This window comes from Paenibacillus sp. OT2-17 (assembly GCF_009827695.1).
GTDB classification, from domain to species: domain Bacteria; phylum Bacillota; class Bacilli; order Paenibacillales; family Paenibacillaceae; genus Paenibacillus; species Paenibacillus polymyxa_B.
The window spans coordinates 1-2,325 of the sequence record NZ_WUDQ01000568.1; the positions used below are offsets into that span (position 1 = coordinate 1).

At 45.8% G+C, this 2,325-nt stretch carries 2 protein-coding genes; both read right to left on the minus strand.

Going from position 1 to position 2,325, the window contains the following annotated elements; genetic code table 11:
• Positions 1-1,363: efflux RND transporter periplasmic adaptor subunit (locus GRP75_RS24640; RefSeq protein WP_160790636.1), on the minus strand; the 1,363-nt coding region annotated here is incomplete at its 3' end.
• Between the two features lie 13 nt (positions 1,364-1,376).
• Positions 1,377-2,325 (minus strand): TolC family protein (locus GRP75_RS24645; protein ID WP_160790637.1); only part of this gene is annotated, 949 nt, incomplete at its 5' end.

Sequence of the window (2,325 nt, forward strand, 5' to 3'; positions counted from 1 at the left end):
GCTCGACTCGATCTGGCGTGTAAAATCCGAGTTCTACGGGCTTGAATGTGCGCGCCCCTGGATTCGCAGCGTTATTAGCGGAAACATACACGCCATCCTGTCCCCCTTCCGATCTCAGCGCAGTAGCAGGTACGAACAATACATTTTTGTGTACTCCCAAAATAACGGCCACATTCATAATCATGCCCGTTTTGAGCTTGCCTTTCGGGTCATGAACAGACAATTCCATTAGATACGTCGTCATCCCTTCATCCGTAGAGGCTTCCGGTGAGACGAATTGCACCTTCCCTGGAAATGATTCACCCGGATATGCATTGGTAGTCAACACGGCTGAAAGACCCTTCTTTACTTTGACAATGTCGGTCTGACTTACCTTCACAACCACCTTAAGATCGTTGGAATCCGAGTTATTCATGACAATGAATGGAGCCGTCGGACTGGTCCCTACATCCCCGTTCACCTTCAAGATTACCCCGTCCCAAGGTGCTGTGACCTGAAGCTTGTTCAGTTCATTTTTCTTCTGCTCCAGTTCCGTCGCCTGTCTTCGAACCTCTATCCGTGAGGCTTGAATATTGGATGCATCAGCCGGAACCTGAATTTTGCGAAGCTCTGCCATTGCCGTACGATATCCGATTTCAGCTTCTGAAATGGTGCGACGTTTTTGCGACATGATTTTGCGGAACTGCAGATCCAGACCATCATAGTCCGTCTGTGCTTTATCCAGTGCTTGCTCAGCCTGCTCCAATTCACTGTTGGACACCGCACCGGCATCATGTAAAAACTTTTGGTCTTCATATGCCTTTCGCGCCTGTTCCAACTGCTTTTGGGAAGTTTTCTTCTGACTTTCGGCTTCTTCCAGCTCAAATGATTCTTGCGCTGTATCAATAGCCATTTTGGCCCGAAGTACATTTGTTTTCTGAATTTCAATGTCCTCTGCCTTCGGACCTTTCTCCAATTCAGCCAGCTTGGATTTGGATATTTCCAAAGTATCAGACGCAGTCTGAATTTGCATTTTAATTTCTGAACTGTCCAGAAGAGCCAGCACCTGTCCTTTTTTCACCTTGTCCCCGGCTTTCACATTTACCACTGCCAGCTTGTTATCACCTGCACTCGTGAAGTTTAACTTCACTTCCTTGGACGCTTGCACGGTACCGGACGTGTCCAGCTTCTCACTCACATCGCCGCGCTCTACTTTAAGCGTCTCATCCTGAACCAAAGGTGCCGCCTGCTCCTTGGGCAGACTCAGATATACTGCTGTTCCGCCTCCACCTACAACCAGTAGAACAATTGCAGTCCATATCCACTTTTTTCTCCGTTTTTTCCGTAACTTGATTAAAGCATCATTTAAAACCGTTTCTGCCAACGCCTTTTCCTCCCTATGTGCTCCATGGCTTGTTCAACGTATACTCATTTTGATCCAACTCGATCGCCAGCTCTTCCATTTGCCGTTCAATCTGGTTCACTTTCAACTGATTATTTTTCAATTCCATCTCGATAATTAGACCTCTGTCCCACTTTTTGCGCGATAACTCCAAGGCCTCTTTTGCCGTACGCAAGCTTTCTTCCAGTTGTACATATTTTTTTTGGTTTTCCTTAACCGTGGCATACAAATTACGGAGTGATTCGGCAAAATCCTTTTGACCTTTGTCGAGCTCCTCTTTAGCCGTATCGACATCCATTTTAGCTAGATCATAAGCACCTGCGCCGCTGTTAAAATCGAAGTATCTCACATTAAGTTCCGAAGTTTTGATACTATCCTCCAGCTTCCATAAATTTGGATTCATGTCTGTCAGCTGTTGTATATGTATTTCGATATCCAGCTTCTTCGGTTCCTTGTACACGGGCCGATCAACCAATTCATAGGCTGTTCCGTTAGGTTGTCCCATGAGGAAGTTCAGAGCATCCCTAGATTTTTGCAACGCAATTTTCCCCTGCTCTACTGTTTGCTGAGCCTGGCTTCTGGTCTGTGTACTCTCGTTTTTCGCATACTCAGAAAGCTTGCCGCGTGCAAATTTGGCAAGTGCAATCTTTTCCTCCGCTTGGGCGATTTCAAGCGCTTCCAGATCATTTTTCACCTGATTCTCTGCTATAAACACACTTTGGTAGCTTTTCATCACATTAAAATAAATCTGGTCTTTGGCGAACTGCGCCTGCTTTTTACTGGCTAGATAGGATAACGTAGAGGAACTGTAATTCCTCCATGACGTTTCATCATCAAAAAACTCATCCTCTATAAACGAATCAACAGGTGTATAACCTAGCTCCTTTTCTGCATTTTTCAGTTCGATTCTGCGACGCTCTACATCCCGTTCGGCGGTACGCGTA